General features: G+C 69.3%; 15 protein-coding genes. 7 read left to right on the forward strand and 8 right to left on the reverse strand.

Translation table 11 applies throughout. From position 1 onward, the window contains the following. A complete protein-coding gene (dnaK, locus tag DW307_RS10110) occupies nucleotides 1-1,866 on the reverse strand; it encodes a molecular chaperone DnaK (protein WP_021201687.1) in 1,866 nt (621 codons plus the stop codon). Nucleotides 1,867-2,048: 182 nt separating this feature from the next. Beyond that, entirely contained in the window at nucleotides 2,049-3,347 is a 1,299-nt protein-coding gene (locus tag DW307_RS10115) for an HNH endonuclease signature motif containing protein (protein WP_136024648.1), read from the reverse strand. Between the two features lie 178 nt (nucleotides 3,348-3,525). Between DW307_RS10115 and DW307_RS10120 the strand changes: the two genes are divergently transcribed. The 3 genes from DW307_RS10120 to DW307_RS10130 all read left to right on the forward strand — a co-directional run bounded on the left by DW307_RS10120 (nucleotide 3,526) and on the right by DW307_RS10130 (nucleotide 6,146). After that, entirely contained in the window at nucleotides 3,526-4,326 is an 801-nt protein-coding gene (locus DW307_RS10120) for a MerR family transcriptional regulator (protein ID WP_029259354.1), read from the forward strand. Between the two features lie 138 nt (nucleotides 4,327-4,464). Beyond that, on the forward strand, nucleotides 4,465-5,415 hold the full coding sequence (locus DW307_RS10125) for an NAD(P)/FAD-dependent oxidoreductase (protein ID WP_136024649.1): 951 nt from the start codon (nucleotides 4,465-4,467) through the stop codon (nucleotides 5,413-5,415). A 71-nt stretch (nucleotides 5,416-5,486) separates the two neighbouring features. Next, nucleotides 5,487-6,146: a hypothetical protein gene (locus DW307_RS10130; RefSeq protein WP_029259356.1), complete on the forward strand. Its 660-nt coding sequence runs from the start codon at nucleotides 5,487-5,489 to the stop codon at nucleotides 6,144-6,146. 27 nt (nucleotides 6,147-6,173) lie between these two features. On the opposite strand, the gene DW307_RS10135 is transcribed toward DW307_RS10130, so the two are convergent. Then, a complete protein-coding gene (locus tag DW307_RS10135) occupies nucleotides 6,174-6,635 on the reverse strand; it encodes a DUF3817 domain-containing protein (RefSeq protein ID WP_021201682.1) in 462 nt (153 codons plus the stop codon). Between the two features lie 117 nt (nucleotides 6,636-6,752). On the opposite strand from DW307_RS10135, the gene DW307_RS10140 reads away from it, so the two are divergent. After that, the gene (locus DW307_RS10140) at nucleotides 6,753-7,670 is read left to right on the forward strand and encodes a helix-turn-helix domain-containing protein (RefSeq protein ID WP_136024650.1); all 918 of its coding nucleotides are present in this window, start codon (nucleotides 6,753-6,755) and stop codon (nucleotides 7,668-7,670) included. Nucleotides 7,671-7,700: 30 nt separating this feature from the next. Here DW307_RS10140 and DW307_RS10145 read toward each other — a convergent pair whose 3' ends face one another. Beyond that, nucleotides 7,701-8,897, reverse strand: coding sequence for an MFS transporter (locus tag DW307_RS10145; RefSeq protein WP_136024651.1), 1,197 nt, complete (start codon nucleotides 8,895-8,897; stop codon nucleotides 7,701-7,703). Nucleotides 8,898-9,201: 304 nt separating this feature from the next. Here DW307_RS10145 and DW307_RS10150 point away from each other — a divergent pair, with 304 nt between their 5' ends. Then, entirely contained in the window at nucleotides 9,202-10,137 is a 936-nt protein-coding gene (locus tag DW307_RS10150) for a serine protein kinase RIO (protein ID WP_136024652.1), read from the forward strand. A 174-nt stretch (nucleotides 10,138-10,311) separates the two neighbouring features. Here DW307_RS10150 and speB read toward each other — a convergent pair whose 3' ends face one another. The 4 genes from speB to DW307_RS10170 are packed head-to-tail and all read right to left on the reverse strand — an operon-like array spanning nucleotide 10,312 to nucleotide 15,995. Then, on the reverse strand, nucleotides 10,312-11,259 hold the full coding sequence (gene speB / locus DW307_RS10155) for an agmatinase (protein ID WP_021201678.1): 948 nt from the start codon (nucleotides 11,257-11,259) through the stop codon (nucleotides 10,312-10,314). A 44-nt stretch (nucleotides 11,260-11,303) separates the two neighbouring features. After that, nucleotides 11,304-12,920, reverse strand: a complete 1,617-nt coding sequence (locus DW307_RS10160; protein WP_136024653.1) for a thiamine pyrophosphate-binding protein — start codon at nucleotides 12,918-12,920, stop codon at nucleotides 11,304-11,306. A 10-nt stretch (nucleotides 12,921-12,930) separates the two neighbouring features. Continuing rightward, nucleotides 12,931-14,598: an amidohydrolase gene (locus DW307_RS10165; protein WP_136024654.1), complete on the reverse strand. Its 1,668-nt coding sequence runs from the start codon at nucleotides 14,596-14,598 to the stop codon at nucleotides 12,931-12,933. A 59-nt stretch (nucleotides 14,599-14,657) separates the two neighbouring features. Further along, nucleotides 14,658-15,995, reverse strand: a complete 1,338-nt coding sequence (locus DW307_RS10170; RefSeq protein ID WP_113681436.1) for an MFS transporter — start codon at nucleotides 15,993-15,995, stop codon at nucleotides 14,658-14,660. A gap of 210 nt (nucleotides 15,996-16,205) precedes the next feature. Between DW307_RS10170 and DW307_RS10175 the strand changes: the two genes are divergently transcribed. Then, nucleotides 16,206-17,114 carry an Lrp/AsnC family transcriptional regulator gene (locus DW307_RS10175; protein ID WP_231479798.1) on the forward strand — a complete coding sequence of 303 codons (909 nt, stop codon included), beginning with the start codon at nucleotides 16,206-16,208 and terminating at the stop codon, nucleotides 17,112-17,114. A gap of 154 nt (nucleotides 17,115-17,268) precedes the next feature. After that, entirely contained in the window at nucleotides 17,269-18,675 is a 1,407-nt protein-coding gene (locus DW307_RS10180) for an MFS transporter (protein WP_136024655.1), read from the forward strand. Nucleotides 18,676-18,707 lie beyond the last annotated feature (32 nt).

Consider the following 18,707-nt stretch of genomic DNA (forward strand, 5'->3'; position numbering starts at 1 on the left):
TTACTTCTTCTCGTCCTCGTCGTCGACGACCTCGGCATCGATGACGTCCTCATCGGAGGAGGGAGCGTCACCGGTCGGGGCCTCGCCGTCAGCCGAAGCGCCGGCAGCGGCATCCGCCTGCGAGGAGGCGTAGATGGCCTCGCCGAGCTTGGACTGCGACTGGTTGAGCTTGTCGAACGCGGTCTTCACAGCCTCGTCGTCTTCGCCGGCCAGCGCCGTCTTGAGCGCGTCGACGTCGGCCTTGACCTCGGTCTTCACGTCTTCGGGCAGCTTGTCGTCGTTCTCGGTGATCAGCTTGTCGATCGAGTACGCGAGGGTCTCGGCCTGGTTGCGGACCTCGGCGGCCTCACGGCGCGCCTTGTCCTCCGCTGCGTGCTCCTCAGCCTCGCGCACCATGCGCTCGATGTCTTCCTTCGACAGCGACGAGCCGCCGGAGATGACGATCGACTTCTCGGTACCGGTGCCCTTGTCCTTGGCGGACACGTGCACGATGCCGTTGGCGTCGATGTCGAAGGTGACCTCGATCTGCGGGATGCCACGGGGCGCCGGTGCGATACCCGTCAGCTCGAACGTGCCGAGCGGCTTGTTGTCGCGCGTGAAGTCACGCTCGCCCTGGAAGACCTGGATCGCGACGGACGGCTGGTTGTCGTCTGCCGTGGTGAAGGTCTCGCTGCGCTTGGTCGGAATGGCCGTGTTGCGCTCGATGAGCTTGGTCATCATGCCGCCCTTGGTCTCGATGCCGAGGCTCAGCGGGGTGACGTCGATGAGGAGAACGTCCTTGCGCTCACCCTTGAGGACACCGGCCTGGAGAGCCGCGCCGACGGCGACGACCTCGTCCGGGTTGACGCCCTTGTTCGCGTCCTTGCCGGTCTCGCGCTTGACGAGCTCGGCGACCGCAGGCATACGCGTCGATCCACCCACGAGCACGATGTGGTCGATCTCGGACACCTTGATGCCGGCTTCGCGGATGACGTCCTCGAACGGCTTCTTGGTGCGGTCGAGCAGGTCCTTCGTGAGGTCCTCGAACTTCGCGCGGGTGATGGTCTCGGACAGCGACACCGGGCCGGAGTCGGTCAGCGACAGGTACGGCAGGTTGATGCTGGTCGACGTGGAGGAGGAGAGTTCCTTCTTCGCCTGCTCCGCGGCCTCCTTGAGGCGCTGCAGGGCGATCTTGTCACCCGAGACGTCGACGCCCGTGGTCTCCTTGAACTGCTTGATCAGGTAGTCGACGAGACGCTGGTCCCAGTCGTCTCCACCGAGGCGGTTGTCGCCGGCGGTGGCGCGCACCTGGATCGTGGAGAAGTCGTCGTCCTTGCCCACTTCGAGCAGCGAGACGTCGAACGTTCCACCACCCAGGTCGAAGACCAGGATGAGCTCGTCTTCCTTGCCCTTGTCGAGGCCGTAGGCCAGCGCGGCCGCGGTCGGCTCGTTGATGATGCGCAGGACGTTGAGGCCCGAGATCTCGCCGGCCTCCTTGGTGGCCTGACGCTCGGCGTCGTTGAAGTACGCGGGGACGGTGATGACCGCGTCGGTCACCGTGTCGCCCAGGTACGCCTCGGCGTCGCGCTTGAGCTTCATGAGGATGCGCGCGGAGATCTCCTGCGGCGTCCACTTCTTGCCGTCGACGTCGAAGCTCCAGTCGGTGCCCATGTGGCGCTTGACGGAAGCGATCGTCCGGTCGACGTTGGTGACGGCCTGGCGCTTCGCGGTCTCACCGACGAGCACCTCCCCGTCCTTGGTGAAGGCCACGACCGAGGGGGTCGTGCGGAAGCCCTCGGCGTTGGCGATGACCTTGGGCTCGCCACCCTCGAGGACGCTGACGACGGAGTTGGTGGTTCCGAGGTCGATACCGACAGCACGTGCCATGTGTTCTCTCCTTTGTTGGAAGTTCGTTGTGGTTCGGAAATCTGCGGCGATCAGGAAAACCTGAGTCGCGATGACTCAAGTGTAACGAGAGGTCGCTCGAGTGTCAAATGAACTTGATATGAACGGGCTCAACTTTTAACCGAGGCCCTCCCGTGCACGTTCCCGCCGGTGGCACCCCTCGCTCAGAACGGCGGCACGACCGGGTCGTCGACGAAGGTGACCGTGTTCTGCGGCGGTGGCCGGTCGATGTAGACCTTGCCGGTCGGGCTCGTCCACGCATAGAGCCCCGCCCCCAGAGACTCGACCGCCCACGGCGAGTGATGTTTGAGCACGTGGTGGCGTCGGCACAGGTGGCCGAGGTTCGACTCGTCAGTGGAGCCCCCGAGCGCGGCATCCTGATGGTGATCGATGTCGCAGTCGACGGCCGCGTACCCACACGCGGGGAATCGACAGCGCTGATCCCTGGCGCTCAGATGCCGTTTCAGGTCGGAACTCGGACGATAACGGTCGACCGCGAGGAGCGCTCCGGAGATCGGGTGCGTGAGGATCCGGTCCCACCCGGATGCCGCACCGGCGAGACGGCGGGCGGTCGCGGGATCGATCGGGGTGCGGCCGTTCAGCTCAGCCGGCGTCGCATCGTCTCCGATCAGCGTCGTGACGGGAACGGTGACCGACACCGATCCGCGGATCGCCGCGAGAAGCCCCTCGTGCGCGTCGTGGCCGGCCGGAGCGCCTGTCAGGAGCAGGTCGAGGGCGAGATCGGCGCGGCGTTGCGCGATAGAGCGCCGGTCCGGCTCCGGAGATTCGGACTCGTGAGCGTCGACCCCCGGGGATTCGAGCTCGCGAACGGCCGTGTCCATCTGCGTCAGCCGCTCGAAGACACCGTGGACCAGCGCGGAGGGACCGAGCAGCCCGAGCTGCGTCATCCCATCCCCGACGTCTTTCACCCACACGGCCCTCTTCTCCCTCGCGTCGAGGTGCCGCTCCGCCATCGATCGCGCCTGGAACCGCTCGGCCACCCGCCGTGCCATCCGGCCCACTCGCGCCGGAGCCTCGGTCTCGGCGAAGGCGATCATCTGCGTCGCGTAGGCATCGCGACTCATCGGGTCGTCGAGGTGCTCGCCGGCCTCGCACACGACCCGGGCGTGCGCAGCACTGATGCGACCGACGCCCTGCGCTTCCCAGACCATCGGGAAGCGCTCCACGACCCACGCCGCATCCGCCATCCGGCGCTGGACGGTCCGATCGCTCACACGCAGCGCCGCGGCGAACTCCGCGGCCACGGTGCGCGCCGTCATCTCCCCATGATCGGGATGCTCCGCCTGCGCGGCGACGTCGAGCGCGAGCCGCGAGCCCACTGCGAGGATGCCGTCGCGCGCGGCCTGCAGACTGCTGATCGTGCGCTCGACCTCGACGAGCATCTCGGTGAGCGCGGCGAGCGCCCCCACCTGCTCGAGAGTCGCATCCGCCAGTGCCGTCATGCCTTCACTGAACCAGGGACCACCGACATTCAAAGGCCCCGATCAGCGCCTGAAAACGATATATCGGAATGCGGTCCGGAGCCGGAGAATGCGGCGTCAGGAGAGACCGCATCCGCGCCCGCCCCTCCCCTGACGTGATACTTGACCCTGACACAGTGGCAGACGGGAGAACTGAGACATGTTGTCCATCGGAGCGTTCGCGCAGGTCGGCCAGGTGACCCATCGGATGCTCCGGCATTGGGACACCGCCGGCCTGCTCGTGCCCGCCCATGTGGACGAGTTCAGCGGCTACCGCTCCTACGATCCCTCGCAGCTGGAACGGCTGCATCGGATCGTCGCCCTGCGCCAGCTGGGTTTCGGGCTCGACGACATCTCGACGATCCTCGAACGGGGTGTCGATGCCGAGCGCATCGCCGCCCTGCTGCGGATCCGTCGCGCAGAGGTCGAGCAGGAGCATCGGATCGCCGCGGAGAGACTCGTCGACGTGGAGAGGCGCCTCCACCTCATCGAAAGAGAGAATCACATGTCTCAGATCGAGATCGTCGACAAGCCCCTCCCCGCCGTCCGCCTCGCGGCCATCCGCACGATCGTCGCCGATCAGCCGGCGGTCGCGAGGGTGGTCGGACCCGCGTTCGACGCGGTGGCGGAGATCATCGGAGACCAGCACTCCCTGTCCACCCCGATCGCCGAGTACGAGACGCTCGACGACGGCCTGCAGGTCATCGCCGGATACGCCTACACCGGCCCCGCACAGGATGGGTTCGAGATCATCGAGCTCCCGGCGGCGGCGGGCGCCGTGTGCGGCATCCACCTCGGCTCGATGGATCGCATCGCCGAGAGCTGGCAGGCGATCCACACCGAGATCTTCGCCCGCGGTCTGGTCCACGACGGCCCCTGCCGCGAGCTGTACGTGCGCGCCGTCTCGGAAGACCAGTCCGACTGGGTCACCGAACTGCAGCAGCCCGTGCGGCGCGGGTAGGTCGGGCCGGAAGGCACCGACCCGGTCAGCCGAACAGTGGCAGGATGAAAGTAAGGCGCGCCTTACCGGCCGCCCGGCGGCGTCGCCTCGGCAGACGCCGAGCGATGGATCCGCCCCTTTCTCGGAAGGACCACGCGGATGACATCACTCACACCGAGAGCGGACGAGCCCGCCGACTACGACGTGCTCGTCGTGGGGGGCGGACCCGCCGGCCTCTCCGCTGCGCTCAACCTCGGCCGCGCCCTCGCGCGCGTGCTCGTGATCGACGCCGATCGTCCCCGCAACGCGGCCACGCTGCGATCGCACGGATTCCTGACCCGCGACGGCATCCCGCCTCAAGAACTGCGTCGCCTCGCCAGGGCAGAGCTCGCGGCCTACCCGAACGTCGAGGTGAGATCACGGACCCGCGTGGCCGCTCTCCGCCCCGCGGCCGGCGGGTTCGCGGCGGACATCGGACGGCGCGAGACCGAGGCGACCGTGACCGCCCGCACGACGCTGCTGGCCACCGGTCTGCGCGAGACGCTCCCGGATGTCCCGAACCTGCGCGGCTACTACGGCATGAGTCTGTTCAGCTGCGCCGCCTGCGATGCGTGGGAGCTGCAGGGACGCCGACTCGCCCTCATCGGCGAGACCGCGGACCTCGCGAATCGCGCGCGACTCATCGGCCGTTGGACCGAGAACCTCGCCGTCTTCACCCACGGCGCAGACTCCGTGACACCGGACGAGGAGGCTGCCCTCGCAGCCGTCGGGATCTCCGTGCATCGGGCTCCCATCGCCGAGCTCGTGGGCGACCGAGGCCAGCTCGAAGCCATCCGCCTCGCCGACGGCACCGCGGTCGGCGTCGACGGCGGTTTCGTGCGCCCCGAGTGGGACACCACGCTGGCTTTCCTCGACGGGATCACCCCGGCGACGGACGATGCCGGGCACCTGCTCACCGACCGCTCCGGTCGCACCGACGTGCCGGGACTCTATGCCGCAGGGGATGCCGCGGCACCGGGTCCGCAGCAGCTCATCGTGGCGGCAGGGGCCGGCGCTCGGGTCGCCGCGGTGATCGTGCACGACTCGATCGGCATCGCCACCGCCCACTGAGCGGGAGTCGAGGACGGCACGGGAGTCGAGGACGGGCGCGGGGCGCGGGGCGCGGGGCTAGGCTGGCCCGCATGACGCGCACCTCCTCCATCCCCCTGCGCCTGGCCGCCACCGCGATCGCTGTCACGGGAGTGCTCTCGCTGAGCGGATGCCTGTACGCGCAGATCCCCGCGACATCGCCGTCCGACGCCACCTCGCCGAGCACGGAGACCGATGCACCCGTCGACGAGGCGCCCGGTTCGACCCTGACCTTCGCCGAAGGCCTCGATCTCGCCGACGACACCTACATCGAATGGGGCGACGGGCTCATGGCCGACGACGGGTGGAAGACGGTCTCACCCGACGACGGCAACGGCGGCTGGACCTACGGCACGGTCGACGGCACCTGCACAGCACGGTTCTGGCAGGGGTACACGACCGACGTGCCCGTGGTCGCCGGGGACGACAGCGCGTCATCCGATGCGATCCTCGGTGTGCTGCTGCAGACTCCGACCAGCGAGGTCACCGCGCTCGCGACCACCGGCGAGTTCAGCTATATGGCCGGCGGGAGCGGGGGCGTCGAGATGCGCCAGGTGGTGGGCGTGGACGGCAGCCGCACCTGGCTCATGGCCGCGCGCGCATTCACTCAGACCGGAGTGGGCTTGTCGGTGATCGTGGACTGCACCGCCGCGGATGCGGAGGCGACGATGGCCGCGATCAACGAGGAGAACGCGGTCGTCGTCACTCCCTGAGCGCAGCGGCGGCGCGACCGCACGGACTCACTTGCCGCCCGGAGGGCCGATCAGCAACAGGATGACGTACAGCGCGACGATGCCGACGACCAGCAACAGCGCGAGCACCCATGGCCGCTGCAGGAACCAGCGCATCAGTCGGTCGTACCAGCGGCGATCCCGCGGGTCGTCCGTCGCATCGAGGCGCCAGTCGCCGGTGAGTCGACCGGTGCGATGCAGCCAGATCTCCATCGGGATCGTCGCGTAGGGGACGATGGCACTGGCCACGGCGAGCACGCCGACGCCGACGTGCCAGCGCTGGTTCAATGCGACCAGGATCGCCGTCGCCGCGTACGACAGGAACACGAACCCGTGGATGCCACCGCCCACGGTCACCACGATCCCCGGAGCGCCGACGGCGCGGGCGATGATCGCGGCGATCAGTATCGTCCAGGTGATCGCCTCCGCGATCGCGAGAACTCGGAACAGACGGTCGGGTGTGCGGAACACGGTACTCCTCGGGTGGGGTCCCTCCACCGTATCCGCCGGACATCTCGTTCGAATCAATCGAACGGTTGACCCCGCCGGCAGTGGAATAGCTCACCGCCTCGCGATGTTGCCGAAGGCATGGTGACAGTGGATGCGGACGCGCTCTCGAACGTGCTCGGCGCCGTCGACCTCCGCGTCGGCATCGGCCGGCGCACCTCTCTCGCTGCGGGAGCGCTGCTGCCGATCCCTACCGGTGCCATCACGCTGGTCTACGTCGTGGAGGGCGGAGTCCTGGGGCACCCTCCGCTCGGCGACGGCTGCCGACTCGACGTCGACCCGGACTCGAAGACGCGCCCCTCCACCCCGGAGAACCGGCATGACGTGCTGGTCGCGGGCGACGCCTTCCTGACCATCGGCCGCTCAGCGTTCGTCCTCGAGGCCGCGAGCACCACGAGCCTCATGATCGCCGATATCGAACTCGCGGATGCGGCGTCGCCGCTGCCCGCACTGCTGCCGCCCTTCCTCACCGTCACCGGGTTCGACACCGTGGAGCCGGCCGCCGCGGCCCTCGCCCTGAACATGGGCGTGATCGACCACACCCTGAAGCCCGCCCGCCAGGGCGATCCCATCATCTGCCGCATGATGGCGACGACGGTGCTGCTGTCGGTCATCCGCGCCTGGGCTGCGAACGGCTGCGCTCCCTCGGGCTGGCCGTCGCTGTCGAACGACCCCTTCCTCGACCGGGTCGTCGACGCCATCCGCGAGGAGCCCGGCCGCGACTGGACGGTCGAGCGCCTCGCCGGCATCGGAGCCATGTCGCGCTCCACGTTCGCCGAGCGGTTCCGCAGCGCCGTCGGTCGCTCGCCCGCCGACTACGTGACCGAAGTTCGCGTCGACGCGGCCAAGCGGATGCTCGACGCCGGACGGAGCGTCTCGGATGTCTCCCGCGAACTCGGCTACGCCTCGGATGAAGGGTTCAGTCGGGCGTTCCGACGCCGCACCGGACAGACCCCCTCCGCCTGGCGGCTCGCGAACCGCACTCCTGTCCCCGCCTGAAAGATCCCGCCGGAAAGATTCCGAACCCTCTCAGCCCCTGCTGCTGACGCGGTTCGAGGCGCCGAAGAGCACCGCGCCCGCGAGCAGCGAGATGGCGCCGATCACGTAGACCAGTTCGACGTTCAGCGTGTCGACGAGCAGTCCGCCGATGCCGGCCGCGAGCGTGATCGCCCCCTGGAAGCCCACCACGACGAGGCTGCCGCCGGCTTCGAGCCGATCGGGCATGCGGTGCCCGACCCAGGTGTTGGCGACGATCAGCCAGGACGAGAAGAAGAAGCCCCACACCAGCACGACGATGCCGACGCCGATGATCGACCCCGAGAACAGGATCATCGAGATGACGGACACCGCGATCACCAGCGGCGCGAACACCGCGAAGAAGGCGAACGTGCGGTCGATGACGAGGCCGATCGTGATGTTGCCGAGCAGGCCGCCGACGCCGAACAGCGCGAGCAGCACGACGATGGTCGAGGCGTCGACCTCCGGGATGCGCTCCAGCGCGAGACGCACGTACGTGTAGGCGAGGAAGTGTCCGAGCACGACGAGCACGTGCCCGACCATGCCGAGACCGATGCCGGGACGGCGCAGGGTGTCGACGAGCAGACGCAGGCTCGATGCCCGTTCCGCCGGCACCGACGGCAGCGCGAACCGCAGGACGACCGCGAGCACGACCATCAGCACACCCGCGATGGCGAAGACCATCCGCCAGTCGACGAGCTCGCTCAGCATGACGCCCAGCGGTACGCCGGCCACGGTCGCCAGCGAGACGCCGGCCGAGGTGAACATCACACCGCGGCCGAGGTTCGCCGGTCCCGCGAGACGTGCGGCGACCGTGATCGACATCGCCCAGAACGCGCTGATCGCCGCCCCGAGCAGGAAGCGCGCCAGCAGCACGATGATCAGATTCGGCGCGATCGCCACGATGAGGTTCGACACCGCGGCGGCGAGCGCCATCCACACCAGCAGCGACCGGCGGTCGAGGCGCGGGAAGATGAGTCCGACCGTCGGTGCGACCACGAGTCCGACCAGCGCGGTCACGGTCACGGTCTGTCCGGCTTGACCCGGGGTGACCCCGAGCCCGTCGGCCATCTCGGTGAGCACGCCGTTGGGCAGGAACTCGGCGGTGACCAGCAGGAAGCCCATCAGCATCAGCACGATGAGCCCGCCGTAGCGGATGCGGGGCGCTGCGGAGGACGGCAGGGTGGGAACGGGGGCGGTCGTGGTCATGGTTCCACGTTCGCAGGATCGGGACGGCGTCGCCCGACCGGTCGTCCGCGGCACCCGACCATTCGTCCGGGCGCGTCGGGCCGAACCCTCGACGGAACTACCGACGGGGCGAACGTCCGCGGGTCTGGACAAGCCCGCCGCGAACGCCCTAGGCTCGACGACGCACCGGGACGAGCCCGGGAAGCCCGAGCGGAAGGAGCCGAGGACATGAACACCGTCGTTGTCGCGCTCTCCGCCGACCATCTTCCCTTCGAGGCCGCCCGCTCCTGATCGTGGTGTGGCCTCCTGCTCCCGGAGCCACATCGTGTCTGATCTCTTCGCTTCCTCGGAAGCCGCGTCCTTCCACGCATCCCCGCTCGATTCCACCGCGTTCGATCCCGCCACGTTCGATCCCACCACGTTCGATCCCGCCGCCTTCGATTCCCTCGAAACCGAGCTCTCCTTCGCCGACGTCGATCCTGGCGAGGGCCAGCGCTGGTCCACGTGGCCGGCGATCACCCCCTCCGAACGCGGCCCCGAGCCGTGGCCCGCGTGGGTCGTGACCTCGGCGGGCGCACTCGACACCGAGCGCGGCATCCTCAAGACCGGCAAGGAGGCCGACGTGTTCCTGCTCGAACGTGCGGTGCCGGGCGATCCCTCGCAGCACACGCTGCTCGCGGCGAAGCGCTACCGCAGCGCAGAACACCGCAGCTTCCACCGGTCATCCGTCTACACCGAGGGTCGCGGCACCCGGAACACGCGCGATGCACGGGCCCTCGCCAAGAAGTCCGACCACGGTCGCGAGGTGGCCGCCGCGCAGTGGTCCTTCGCCGAGTTCGAGGCCCTCTGCCGCATGTGGGAGCTCGGCGCCCCGGTGCCGTACCCCGTGCAGGTGAACGGCACCGAGGTTCTGATGGAGTTCCTCGGCGACGCCGACGGGACCGCCGCGCCCCGCCTGGCCCAGGTGCGCGCCGACCGCGCCGAGCTGCAGGGCTACTACGCGCAGGTCGTCGACCTGATGCGGATCTTCGCCGCAGCCGGCTTCGCCCACGGCGACCTCTCGGCCTACAACCTGCTCGTGCACGACGGGCGGGTGCGCGTGATCGACCTGCCGCAGATCGTCGACATCATCGCGAACCCGCAGGGGCTCGACCTGCTGCACCGCGACTGCGTGAACATCTGCGACTGGTTCACCCGCCGCCGGGTGGAGTGCGACCCCGAGGAGCTGTTCGCCGAGATGCTCGCCGCGTCGTACACGTGAGGTTCCGCATCCGGGAGGTTCCGCATCCGGGAGGTTCCGCATCCGGGAGGTTCCGGTCGCAGTTGTTGCCGCCCGGCGGCGTGCGGCGCGGTAGGAACTGCGACCGGAACCGGCGGGACGCGTGCGGCGCGGCAGGAACCGGCGGGACGGATGCGAGCGGCAGAAGCTGCGACGTCAGGCGGCGAGGCGGGCGGCCAGCAGCGTCACGAGCTCGTAGACGACGTGGCTCGCGGCGATGCCGGTCATCTGCGCATGGTCGTAGGCGGGCGAGACCTCGACCACGTCCGCCCCGACGATGTTCTGCGATTTCAGGGCGCGCAGGATCCGCAGCAGCTCGCGACTGGTGAGCCCACCGGCCTCGGGGGTGCCGGTACCGGGTGCGTGAGCGGGATCGAGCACGTCGATGTCGATCGACACGTACAGCGGCTTGTCGCCGATGCGCTGCAGGATGCGGGCGATGCCGGCCTCGACCCCGTGCTCCTCGATGTACTCGCTCGACACGATCGAGAAGCCCAGGCGCTCGTCGTCCTCGAGGTCCTGCTTCGAGTACAGGGGGCCGCGGGTACCCACGTGGCAGCTCGCGGTGAGGTCGATCAGACCCTCCTCGCTCGCCCGACGGAAGGGGGTGCCGTGCGTGATGGGAGCCCCGAAGTAGGTGTCCCACGTATCGAGGTGGGCATCGAAATGCAGGACCGCGACCGGACCGTGCTTCGCGGCGACCGCCCTCAGCAGCGGCAGCGCCACCGTGTGATCGCCGCCGATCGTGACGATGCGCTGCACCTGCTCGCCGAGGGCCAGCGCCGCACGCTCGACCTCGGTCACGGCCTCGGTCAGATCGAACGGGTTGACCGGGATGTCACCGGCATCCACGACCTGCGCGATGGCGAACGGCGACACATCCTGCGCGGGGTTGTACGGCCGCAGCAGGCGCGACGACTCGCGCACGTGAGACGGACCGAACCGCGTGCCCGGCCGGTAGCTGACGCCGGAGTCGAAGGGGATGCCGACGACCGCGATGTCGGCACGGGGCACGTCTTCGATGCGCGGCAGGCGCGCGAAGGTCGCGATGCCGGAGTAGCGGGGGTTCACGGACGCGTCGATGGGGCCCACGTTCTCGGTCATTGCTCGTTCCTGTTCGTCGGGGTGATCTGGAGGGTCAGTGGGGCTCAGAGGGCGTGCTGCGGGATGTGCACCAGCTGCACGCCCCCGGCGGTGATCGCGGCGCGGATGCTCGACGCGATGTCGTCGCGCCGTTCCACGCGGCGGCCGGTCGCCCCGAAGGCCGTCGCGAGCGCCGCCCAGTCGGGCTGCATCAGGTCGACGCCGATCGGGGCCATGCCGCGATCGACCTCGTTCTGCCGGATCTCGGCATACCCGCCGTTGTCGACGCACACGACCGTGACATCGAGGCGCTGCTCGACCGCGGTGACCAGCTCGTTCACGCAGAACATCAGGGCGCCGTCGCCGATCACGGTCACGACCGGGTGCTCGGTCTGCGCGACCCGTGCGCCGATCGCCGCGGGCAGGCCGTAGCCGAGGGTCGCGTAGGTGGGGGTGTAGAGCAGAGAGTGGGGATGGGCCGCCCGCAGCACGCTGCCCAGCGCCATGTAGACGATCTGGGACGAGTCGCCCGCGACGACCGCGTCGTCGGGCAGGGCGTCGGCGATGATCTCGGCGAGGGCGACCGTCTCGGGTGCGGTCTCCCGCATCTCGACGTCGATCGCCGCACGTTCGGCCGTGAGGTCGCGCGGCGGGCGGGTCTCGGCGGAGAGGGACGGCAGCAGCGCCTCCAGAACGGCTGCCGCATCGCCCGTGATCCCGACGGTCGCGGCGAGGTTCTTGTCGCGCTGCGCCGGCGAGATGTCGACGCGGATCACGGTTCCACGGGCTTCGAGTCGCGGCGCCCACAGCTCGGCCTCGCCGAGCTTCGAGCCGACCACGAGCAGCACGTCGGCGTCTTCCGCGACCGCACGGGCCGCGGCGAGACGCAGGTTCGAACCGAGCGAGAGCGCGTGCCGTTCATCGACCACACCCTTGCCGTTCAGCGTGGTCAGCACCGGGGCACCGAGTCGCTCGGCGAAGGTCGTGACCTCGTGCGCGGCATCCACCGCTCCCCCACCGGCGACGATCACCGGGGTCTTCGCGTCGACGAGCAGACGGGCCGCCTCGGCGAGCGCAGTCGGCTCCCCGGAGACCCGGGTCGGCACCGGGCGCGGTCGCCGCGCCTCGGCGGAGACATCGGCCGGAGCCTCCAGCACGTCGAGCGGGATCTCGATGTGCACGGGACGAGGACGACCGGTGCGGAACAGCGTGAAGGCGTCGTGCACGGCCTCGACGGCCTCGGCCGCGCTCGTCACGCGACGAGACCACTCGGCGATCGCGCCGACCATGGCCGTGGCGTCCTTCGTCTCGTGCAGGGTGCCCACGTCGGCGAACTCCGCCCCGAGGGGCACCCCCGGTGAGAGGACGATGAGCGGCCGTGATTCGCAGAACGCCGTGCCGATCGCACTCATGGCGTTCTGCAGGCCGGGGCCCGAGGTCGTGATGACGACGCCGGGGAGGCCGGTCTGCTGCGCCCAACCGTCGGCCCCGTAGCCCGACCCCTGCTCGTGGCGGTTCGTGACCGCGCGGATGCCGAGGTCGGCGAGCGGCCGGTAGAGCTCGAGGTTGTGGGTGCCGGGGATGCCGAAGATCGCGGTCACGCCGTAGGCGCGGATCGTCTCCAGCACGGCTCGCCCTGCGGTGTCGGCGTACTGCTCCGCCGTCGTGGTGTCGGTGCTCATCGTGTCATCCTCACACCTGGTGACGGCGCGTGCCGTCGACCCAGGTCTCGCGCACCGTGATCGCCGAGATCTCCTCGGCCGGCACGACCAGCGGGTCGCCGGAGAGCACCACGAAGTCGGCGTACTTGCCGACTTCGAGCGAACCCAGGTCGTCTTCGCGGCCGATCGATACGGCACCCTCGATCGTGTGGGCGCGGAGGGCTGCGAGCGCGGAGACGCGCAGGTCGTCCGGCCCGAGCTTGTGTCCGCGGCGGGTGACGCGGGTGACGGCGGTCTGGATGGCTTCGAGCGGGATCGGCTCGGCGACCGGAGCATCCGACGAGATGGTGAACGGCACACCCGCCCGCTCGAACTCTCCGAGCGGGTTGAAGCGCTCGCCCGGGGTGCCGATGGCCTCTTCCACGCCCTCACCCCAGTTGAAGTAGTGCTGGGTCTGGTTGACCGGACGGATTCCGGAGACGGCCATCCGCTCGATCTGCTCGGGCGTGGGCAGGCCGCAGTGCTCGATGCGGTGGCGGGCGTCGGCATCCGGATGCTCGGCGAGCGCGGCCTCGATCGCCGACACGACCATCTCGATCGCGGTAGGCGACTGGGCGTGCGTGGCGGTCTGCAGCCCCGCGGCGTGCGCTCTGCTGATGAGCCCCGCGTACTCGGCGGGCTCGTGGTAGAGCTGCCCGGTACGGCACGGGTCGCCGACGTAACCATCGGGGAAGTACGCGGTCCACCCACCGAGCGTGCCGTCGGCGTAGAACTTGATGCCGGCGAAGCTCAGATGTGCGTTGCCGAACTGCCCGACGAGCCCCATCTCGAGCGCCTCGTCGAGCAGGTGCGAGAGCAGGTACATCGACACCCGCAGCTCCAGGCGCCCGGCCTCGGCGAGGCGCAGGTACATGTCGAACTCGCGGCGCGTGACCTGCGCGTCGCCGATCGAGGTGACCCCGCCGGCGAGGAACCGCTGGGTCGCGGCGTCCAGCTGGCGCAGGTGCTCCTCGGGCTCGTCGGCGAGGTGGAAGTTCGGACCGTGGTGGCCGATCTTCACGCCATGCACTCCGGTGAGGATGTTGCACGCGGCATCCGACAGCTCGCCGGTCAGCTCGCCCTCGGCATCGCGGAAGAACTCACCGCCGTCGGGGTTCGGGGTGTCGCGGTCGACGCCGTTGATCGTGAGGGTGTGCGAGTTCACGACCCCACCGTGGCCGGAGGCGTTCATGAGGTACACCTCGCGGTCGGCGGCGACCTCGTCGAGCTCGAAGCGGGTGGGATGCCGCTTCTCGGCGAGGTTGCGCTGCTCGTAGCCGTAGCCGCGCACCGGGCGCCCCGCGGGCAGGTCGGCAGCCGCGGCCTTCAGCAGGGCCACGATCTCGGGGATGCTGCCGGCCTTCTCGGGCCCGCAGTCGACCCAGCTCATCATCTGCCCGAACATGAGCGGATGCGCGTGGGCGTCGACGAAGCCGGGGACCACGACCCCGTCACCGAGGTCGATGCGCTCCGGAGAGAGCCCACCCCGCTCGGCCGCGGCCTCGCAGTCGGCGAGGGTGCCGATCGCGAGGATCCGCCCGCGATCGGTCAGCATCGCCGTGGCGGTGGTGGCCGCGGCATCCGCCGTGTGGATCGCGTGCGCGGTCAGCAGGACGGGTGCCGTCTGGGCCGAGCGGTCGAAGGGGGTGAGCTTTCTCATGGGGAACCTGTTCGCGGTCGTGGCGTGCGGGAGGGGACGTCGTCGGGGTCGGTACGCCGTCAGGGCAGGCGGTTCGCCGTCGTGTCCGTGCGTGCGGTGAAGGACGCCGTCACGGGTGCCTCGTCGGAGTGCTGCGGCGCGAGCCGCGTGCAGATCCCGGCGATGAGCGCCATGCCGATGAACATCGCGATCACCGACCAGATGCTGCCGGTCCAGGCGATGAGCTGCGTCGCGAACCAGGGCGAGAAGCCAGCCCAGACAGCCGCGCCCACGCCGTACGACAGCGCGATCGAGGTGTAGCGGGCCTGCGGACGGAACATCTGCGAGAGCAGTGCGGCGATCGGCGCATAGGTCGCACTCATCGCGATGCGCACCAACGAGGCGAACAGGAAGATGAGCGGCTCGATGCGTCCGGGCAGGATCAGCAGGAACGGCACGAACGTGAGCACCGAGGTGATCAGGCCGATGTACATGACGTTCTTGCGGCCCCACTTGTCGCCCAGCCAGGCGACGGGGAGGGTAACGACGAACTCCACGAAGGACGCGATCGTCATGGCGTCGAGGATGACCTGCTCACTGATCGCGACCGTGTCGCCGGTGGCGTAGGCCGTGGCGAAGGTGGTGGCCAGGTAGTAGCCGCCGGTCGAGATCGGCAGGATGCCGATGCCGAGCAGGATCGGACGCCAGTTGGTGCGCAGGGCGAAGGCCAGCGGCATCGACTGCTTGCGTCCCTCGACCTTCGCCTCGAAGACCGGCGTCTCCTCGACGCGGTAGCGCACCCAGAAGCCGACGCCGACCAGCACGATCGACAGCAGGAACGGGATGCGCCAGCCTCCGTTGATGATGAAGTCGTCGCCCATGCGGGTCATGATCGCGAAGATGCCCGAGGCGAGAAGGGCACCGGCCGGGTTGCCGAGCTGCGTGAAGCCGCCGTAGAAGGTCTTGGACTTCTCGGGGGCGTGCTCGACGCTCATGAGCACCGCGCCGCCCCACTCGCCGCCGACGGCGAGGCCCTGCACCGCACGGAGCAGGATGAGGAGGATCGGGGCGAGGATGCCGATGTTCTCGTACGTGGGCAGGCAGCCCACGAGCACCGTGGCCGCGCCCATCATCAGCAGCGTGATCACGAGCGACGTGCGCCGGCCGAGCTTGTCGCCGATGTGCCCGAAGATGATGCCACCGAGCGGGCGGACGAGGAAGGCGACAGCGAAGGTCGCGAAGGCTGCTGCGGTCTCGGCCAGTCGGTCGCCGCTCGGGAAGAACAGCGGACCGAAGACGAGCGCCGCGGCGGTCGCGTAGACGTAGAAGTCGTACCACTCGATGGTGGTACCGACGAAGGCGGCGATGCCGGCGCGGCGCGCCCGGCTGTGGGTGCCGCTGGTGGGGGTAGTGGTCATGGGGGTGCCCGCTCCTTTGCGGAAGATGTCGGATAGCGAAGGATGCTACGGACGTGCAGCGCTGCCAGCAAGGGCAGAACTCCAGCGATAACGGGGATTCACTGGATATATGATCGCGCATCCGCACAATGCACGCCTTCCCGATGGCAAGCCTGCCTCCTACACTGAACTTGCGCACGACGAAGCGTGCGATCGCGGGAAACTGACGAAATGAGCGGAACCATGGATTTCGACGCCGAACTCATCCGCGCACTGCAGGAAGACGGCCGCGCCAGCATCCTCTCGCTCGCGCAACGGCTCGGGCAGTCCCGGGCCGCGGTCGCCGCCCGGCTGCGCACGATGCTCGCCGACCGCACCGTGCGGGTCGTGGCCGCCGTCGACCCGGTCTTCCTCGGCCAGCACGTGCTCGCCCACGTGTCGATTCGCACCGACGGGTCGGTCGAACTCGTGGCCGAGCACCTGCGCGACATGAGCGAGACCGTGCTGGTGTCGGCGGTGGGCGGGGCGCACGACGTGGTCACCGAGGTTCGCGTCGGCTCGATGTCGGAGCTGCACGACCTGTTGGCCCTGATCCGCGCGATCGACGGCGTCCTCGACATCAGCACGATCATCTACTCGACCGTGATCAAGGGCTTCTTCGTCTCGGAGTACCACGGCGGGGTCACGCTCGACACGATCGACGAGGCGCTGATCGAGCAGCTGCAGGCCGATGGGCGCAAGAGCTTCCGCGCGCTGGGTGAGGAGGTGCGCCTCTCCCCCTCGGCCGTCGCGACGAGGGTGCAGCGGATGATCGACGCCGGGGTGATCAAGATCAGCGCGGTGGAGGCTCGCGGGCTCGCGCACCGGCAGCTGTCGATGGGCGTCGGCATGACGCTCGGCGACGACGACGAAGCCGTGATCGACGAGCTGCGACGCGGGCGCGGTGTGGATTTCGCCGCGCGCACCCTCGGCCGGTTCGACGCCGTGGCCACGCTCGTCGAGCCATCGGCCGGAGCCCTGTACGCCAGTCTGGAGCGTCTGCGCGCGCTGCCGGGAGTCACGCGCATCGAGGCCTGGCTGCACCTCGCCGTACTCAAGGAGGACTACGCCCGCACGTTGCGCCCTCTCCGCACGGACTGAGTCGCATCCCCCACCGTCCCTCCGTTCCGGTCGCAGTTGCTGCCGCCTCCGGCGCGTTCGCGCGGCGGGAGCTGCGACCGGAACGAGCGTGACCCCGAATATCAGTGCGGCGCGCCGTCACCGGGCGTTCACCGGGGGCCGCCAGACTTCGAGAATGAGCGAAACCGAGGGGCACGGCGCCGTGCCCGAACCCGTGGCGACCGCGAACAGCGGCGCCGTGGCCGTCGTCGGCCTCGACCTGCGCGGCGAGACGCCGGCACCGAAGAAGCAGGTCTACTCCTGGGCGCTGTGGGATTGGGCGACGCAGCCCTTCAACACCGTCATCCTGACGTTCATCTTCACAGCGCTGTACCTGACGACCGACGCATTCCTCCCCGCCGACGTCGCCGCCCTCGACCCGAACAGCCGGGCGCACGAGGCGGCCATCGCCGATCTCACCTCAGGCCTGGGACTCGGCTCCACCATCGCGGCCTTCGCGATCCTGCTCCTCGCACCGGTGCTCGGTCAGCGCGCCGACGCGGCGGGACGGCAGAAGCTCTGGCTCGGCATCGGCACGGGCGCGCTCATCCTCTGCATGTTCGGGCTCTGGTTCGTCGAGCCCACCCCCACGCTCTTCTGGCTCGGCGTGGCGCTGATCTCGGCCGGCTCGGTGTTCGGCGAGATCGCGGCGGTCAACTCGAATGCCATGCTGATCGGCATCGCGAACCCCAAGACCGTGGGGCGCATCTCGGGACTCGGGTGGGGGTTCGGCTACCTCGGCGGCATCATCGCCCTGGTCATCGTGATCGTCTTCTACATGATGGACTGGTTCGGCCTCCCCTCGGACGGCGGGCTGCCGTTCCGCATCATCGCGGTCGGCTGCGCGGTCTGGGCGATCGTGTTCAGCATCCCGATCTTCTTGAACGTGCCGGAGCCCTCGCTCGGCCGCCCCGAGCGCAAGGTCGGCTTCTTCGCCTCCTACGGCCTGCTGGTCAAGGACGTCATCGGCCTCTACCGCTCCCCCGAGACGCGGCCGACGTTCTGGTTCCTGCTCGCGAGCGCCGTGTTCCGCGATGGGTTGGGCGGCGTCTTCGCGTTCGGCGCCGTGATCGGGTCGACGGTCTTCCACTTCGCCTTCCTCGACATCGTGATCTTCGGCATCGCCGCCAACCTCATCGCGGGCATCTCCACGATCATCGCCGGACGCTTCGACGACCGGTTCGGCCCCAAGCGGATCATCCTGCTGTCGCTCGGCTCGATGGTGGTCGCCGGTCTCGGCGTGTTCTTCCTGCGCGACGGCGGGACCATCGTCTTCTGGATCGGCGGACTCATCCTCTGCGCCTTCGTCGGTCCCGCACAGGCCTCCGCCCGCTCCTTCCTCGCGAGGGTCACCCCGGCCGGACGCGAGGGTGAGATCTTCGGGCTGTACGCCACGACCGGTCGGGCCGCGAGCTGGATGGCCTCCGGCGCCTGGACGCTCCTGATCGTGCTCACCGCCCAGACGGCGTTCGGCATCCTGGGCATCGTGATCGTCCTGATCGCGGGCTTCCTGCTCCTGCTGCCGGTGAAGGCGCCGCGCTGACGACCCCTGTCGCGCGGCGGGAGTAGCCTGAC

Origin of the sequence: Microbacterium sp. K27 (genome assembly GCF_004794435.1) — a bacterium.
Lineage (GTDB): Bacteria > Actinomycetota > Actinomycetes > Actinomycetales > Microbacteriaceae > Microbacterium > Microbacterium maritypicum_A.